We start from the raw sequence: 5,181 nt of genomic DNA, 5'->3' as shown, positions 1-5,181 counted from the left end.
TGAAATAAAGAAGTAACATACGTAAATTCGTACGATTTCGTGAACAAATGTAGTAAACAATTTTCTCGTAGTGTTAACTTTTGTTATTATAAACATAACCTATTTAAATTTAGGATAGAGAAAAGAGGTTTATAAATGAAGCGTTATCAAAAAATAATTGGTCTTATGGTTGTATTTTGTCTCTTTGTACTTGCTGGATGTAGTGAATCAGGTTCAAAGCTTCGTAAACCATTAAATTGGGATTTAGAAACCTTCCAATTTACAAATCAAGATGGAAAGCAATTTGGTACAAAAGATTTAAAAGGGAAAGTTTGGGTTGCAGATTTTATGTTCACAAATTGTCAGACAGTTTGTCCACCAATGACTGCAAATATGGCCAAGCTTCAAAAGATGGCAAAAGAAGAGAAATTAGACGTTCAGTTTGTTTCATTTAGTGTAGATCCAGACCTTGATAAGCCAGAAAATCTGAAAGCTTTTATTCAAAAGTTTACAGAGGATACTAGTAACTGGAATTTATTAACGGGGTATTCGTTAGAAGATATTACAAAGTTTTCAAAAGATAATTTCCAATCACTTGTAGATAAGCCGGAGAACGGTCAGGTCATGCATGGGACATCATTTTATTTAATTGATCAAAACGGAAAAGTAATGAAAAAGTATAGTGGCATTAGTAATACGCCATACGAAGACATTATACGTGATATGAAGCGATTAGTGGGTTAAAAATAAGGGTGCATAGCACCCTTATTTTTTTGCATTAGTCTATCGATAAAATGTCATGTTGCTGGGGAAGTTTCGGCGCCCGAATTTCTAATACGCCGTTTTGATAAGAAGCTTTTGCCGCTTTTTTATTAATTGAATACGGCAATTTAATCAATCTTGATGCTTCTGAAATGGAACGTTCTCGGCGATAATAGTTATGGGATGTTTGTTCTTCTTCCTCTTCAAGTATCTCTTCTTTTACAGAGACTTTTAAGTATTCACTTTGTATTTCAATTTGGATTTGTTCTTTTTGTATACCTGGTAGTTCAGCTGTAACAACGAGTTCTTCACCAACTTCATATAAATCTACAGGGAATGTTAATAAACGGTTTCCTTTTTGGAAAAAATGATTTAAATCAGCGATTACATTGCGAAGAGGTGTTTGCTCGAAGAAATCATCAATTTGCTTTAAGTAATTACGAACCGGTGGGCGAGAAGAATCTTTTTTTTCTTCACTCATGGTATTCCCTCCTAGAAATCAATTTGCAATATCATATGACAAAAGCGGAGAAAGGTGAGTGCCTAGTTTTCATGTTTTCATAAAAAATTGTTAAAAATGTGAAATGGAGTGATTTTTTTATAGTTTTTGGTCGCCATATTCAGTTGATTATGCTAGTATAAATAGGGTTGATATAGTAGTATAGAGACAGAATGAAAACTGAAAGAGGGTAAGAAGTATGTGTGGTTTTGTAGGATGTTTATGTGAAAACCCTAGAGAGTTTTCAGAAACAGAAAAACATCAATTTGAAAATATGAACACGATGATTTTCCACCGTGGTCCAGATGACGAAGGATATTTTCGTGATGAACATGTACAATTTGGCTTCCGCCGTTTAAGCATCATTGACTTAGAGGCAGGACATCAGCCGCTAACTTATGAAAATGATCGATATGTAATTATTTTTAATGGTGAAATTTACAACTATGTAGAATTACGTGAAATGTTACTTGAAAAAGGTGCAACGTTTGCAACGCAATCTGATACAGAAGTTATCATTGCATTGTATGCACATATGAAAGAAAAATGTGTAGACTACCTTCGTGGTATGTTTGCATTTATGATTTGGGATCGTGAGGAAAAGAAACTTTTCGGTGCACGTGACCACTTCGGTATTAAACCTTTATACATCGCACAACAAGGTGATACTACATTCTTCGCATCTGAGAAGAAAAGTATTATGCATGTGATGGAAGATAAAGGCGTTAATCCAACGTCACTACAACATTACTTTACGTACCAATATGGTCCAGAGCCAGAAACGTTAACAATTGATGTTAATAAAATCGAGCCTGGTCATTATTTCGTAAAAGAAATCGGTAAAGAGATGGAAATCCATCGCTACTGGAAACCTTATTTCAACGCTTCAAGTGCAACGAAAGAGGAGCATATCCAAGCAATTCGTGATGTGTTATATGATTCAGTAAAAGTGCATATGCGTAGTGATGTACCAGTAGGTTCATTCTTATCTGGTGGTATCGATTCATCTATCATCGCTTCTATCGCAAGAGAAATGAATCCAAATCTTTTAACATTCTCTGTTGGTTTTGAGCAACGTGGTTTCAGTGAAGTTGATGTTGCGAAAGAAACTGCTGAGAAATTAGGCGTTAAAAACCATAACGTATTCATTTCAGCGAAAGAATTTATGGATGAGTTCCCAAAAATCATTTGGCATATGGATGATCCTTTAGCTGATCCAGCAGCTGTACCATTGTACTTCGTTGCGAAAGAAGCACGTAAACATGTAACAGTTGTTCTTTCAGGTGAAGGCGCAGACGAGCTATTTGGTGGTTATAACATTTACCGTGAGCCAAACTCACTAAAAATGTTCTCTTACATTCCTAGCCCAGGTAAGAGCGTTTTAAAAGCATTAAGTGGTGCTCTTAAAGAAGGATTTAAAGGTAAGAGCTTCCTAGAGCGTGGATGTACACCAATTGAAGAGCGTTACTATGGAAATGCTAAAATCTTCCGTGAAGAAGAAAAAGCTGAATTAATGAAGTATTACAATGAAAGTGTTAACTATATGGATATCACGAAACCATTGTATAACGAGATTAAAGATTATGATGATGTAAGTAAAATGCAGTACATTGACATGTTCACATGGTTACGCGGTGACATTTTATTAAAAGCTGATAAAATGACAATGGCAAACTCATTAGAACTTCGTGTACCGTTCTTAGATAAAGAAGTATTCGATGTTGCATCTAAAATTCCAACTGAATTTAAGATTGCTAACGGAACTACGAAAGCTATTTTACGTGAAGCAGCACGCGGAATCGTTCCAGATCACGTATTAGATCGTAAAAAACTTGGATTCCCAGTACCAATTCGTCACTGGTTAAAAGACGAAATGCATGATTGGGCTATAAATATTATAAACGAAAGTAAGACAGAGCATTTAATCGACAAACAGTATGTATTAAACTTACTGGAAGCACATTGTGCAGATAAAGGCGATTATAGCCGTAAAATTTGGACTGTACTTGCGTTTATGGTATGGCACCAAATTTATGTTGAGCATAAATACGATACGAATAAGTTCCATGAAGAAACAAAACGTGCGTATAGCTTAGTTTAATTAGAAAAACCTTAAGATCGCATACGGTCTTAAGGTTTTTTTCATAAATAGGAAGTATTATTGATACAATAATAGTAAAAGGATGGACAACATATGATTACGTTTGAGAAAGTTACTGTAGAAAATGAAAGCGTTGTTAAAGAAATGTTTAAATCGCATAGTTTAGGTGAGAAAAAGGTACAGTACTGTGTGAAAGTTGATGATACATATATTGGTGTAATAGATTATAGTGTACAAGAGGAACGGGCTGTTTTATCACAGCTAATTATTCATTTTGATTACCAAGGTTACGGTTATGGTACAAATACGTATTTTACATTTGAAGAAATGATGAAACAAAGAAATGTGAAAGAAATAACAGTGCTACAAGAGAAATTAACAGAAAAGGCGAAGTCTTTCATAGAGAGTTTTGGTTTTGCTTCAGAAGATGAAGAGTATGTAAAGAAAATATAACGATGATTATTTATGCGATACAATAAATATAAGGCAGGTGGATGTATGACGATGACTTCTGGTCTTGTATTAATTGGAGGGTGCTTTATAGTAGCAGAATTATGTCATATAATCATTCGGAAAAGAATGAGTAAGAAAAAAAAGCCGTATGAATTACAATACATCCCTGTCTTTTTCATTATGTTTTGTATGCTTAGTACATTACAAAATTTAATGAACTTTCCACCACTTGTAAATGTTTTTTTAAAGTTTGGTTTACTTTATAGTGGTGTTGGAATAGCACTTTTATTTATTTTATTTTGCATACGTTATGTTCACTATCAATCGTATATATTTATTTTAAATTGGTTAAAGCAAGATGATAGAAACCGCCTTACATAAGGCGGTTTTTTTATTTGCAATTGTAACAGAACCTGTACATTTCACATAAAATAGGACGAGTAGAAATGCAAACATATTACAAGAAAGGGGCGGGGCAATAAAATGAAACTTGTTATAGACGCAGGGCACGGTGGATATGATTCTGGTGCTGTTGGTAATGGTTTAGTAGAAAAAAACTTAACACTTCAAATTGCTAGACGCGTTCGAGACATTTTAACGGTAAATTACCCAATTACAATTAAAATGACACGTGATAGTGATGTGTTTGTTTCTTTATCGGAACGTGCTAATATTGCTAATGCTTTCAGTGCGGATTATTTCATTTCATTTCATATTAATAGCGGCGGGGGTACAGGTTTTGAAAGTTATATTTATAATGCGTTATCCAATAGCAGCACTGCATATGCAAAGCAACAAAAAATGCATACAGCTGTCAATCCTGTATTAACAAAATATGGTCTTCGTGATCGAGGAGCAAAAAAAGAAAATTATGCGGTATTAAGAGAAACCGCAATGGATGCAATTTTAACTGAGACTGCTTTTATTGATACAGCGTTTGATGCAAATTTATTAAAAAATCCACAATTTATTGAAGATCTAAGTCAAGCGTATGCAAATGGAATAGCAGCTATTTTTGGAGTAGCTCCAAATCCACAACCTCCTAACCCACAACCGACACCTCAAACGAAGGGAATCGCTTATATTCTTGGGAAAAATGTAAATTTAAGAAATGGTCCATCAACTTCTTCCTCAGTTATTCGTCAATTAAATTCTCCAGAATCTTACGTTGTATATCAGGAAAGTAACGGATGGCTAGATTTGGGGAATGGACAATGGGTGTATAATGATCCTTCGTACATTAATTTTGTAAAGACAAGCAATAGTGATGGAAGCCCGATTGGGGTTGCATATATACAAGGGATGAATGTAAATTTAAGAAGTGGTCCATCAACTACATCTGCAGTTATCCGCCAATTAAATTCTCCAGAATCTTATTTAGTATATA

Annotated in this window: 6 protein-coding genes; 5 read left to right on the top strand and 1 reads right to left on the bottom strand. The window is 34.4% G+C overall.

Annotation, left to right across the window (positions count from 1 at the left end; genetic code table 11):
• Positions 1–135: 135 nt before the first annotated feature.
• Entirely contained in the window at positions 136–723 is a 588-nt protein-coding gene (locus ACQGSG_RS26310; protein WP_000833335.1) for an SCO family protein, read from the top strand.
• A gap of 34 nt (positions 724–757) precedes the next feature.
• Here ACQGSG_RS26310 and ACQGSG_RS26305 read toward each other — a convergent pair whose 3' ends face one another.
• Complete coding sequence (locus tag ACQGSG_RS26305) at positions 758–1,222, bottom strand: Hsp20/alpha crystallin family protein (RefSeq protein WP_001288085.1); 465 nt, start codon at positions 1,220–1,222, stop codon at positions 758–760.
• A gap of 217 nt (positions 1,223–1,439) precedes the next feature.
• Between ACQGSG_RS26305 and asnB the strand changes: the two genes are divergently transcribed.
• The 4 genes from asnB to ACQGSG_RS26285 all read left to right on the top strand — a co-directional run.
• Positions 1,440–3,341 carry an asparagine synthase (glutamine-hydrolyzing) gene (asnB, locus tag ACQGSG_RS26300; RefSeq protein WP_000333816.1) on the top strand — a complete coding sequence of 634 codons (1,902 nt, stop codon included), beginning with the start codon at positions 1,440–1,442 and terminating at the stop codon, positions 3,339–3,341.
• 93 nt (positions 3,342–3,434) lie between these two features.
• Complete coding sequence (locus ACQGSG_RS26295; protein WP_000627525.1) at positions 3,435–3,794, top strand: GNAT family N-acetyltransferase; 360 nt, start codon at positions 3,435–3,437, stop codon at positions 3,792–3,794.
• 51 nt (positions 3,795–3,845) lie between these two features.
• Positions 3,846–4,175 (top strand): hypothetical protein, encoded by a 330-nt coding sequence (locus ACQGSG_RS26290; RefSeq protein WP_000200459.1) that lies wholly within the window; start codon positions 3,846–3,848, stop codon positions 4,173–4,175.
• A 102-nt stretch (positions 4,176–4,277) separates the two neighbouring features.
• The coding region (locus ACQGSG_RS26285) for an N-acetylmuramoyl-L-alanine amidase (RefSeq protein WP_426948381.1) at positions 4,278–5,181 on the top strand (904 nt) is incomplete at its 3' end.

It is taken from the genome of Bacillus sp. GMa5/1, assembly GCF_050172015.1.
Taxonomy (GTDB): domain Bacteria; phylum Bacillota; class Bacilli; order Bacillales; family Bacillaceae_G; genus Bacillus_A; species Bacillus_A cereus.
This window is presented reverse-complemented; position numbering and strand designations above follow the sequence as displayed.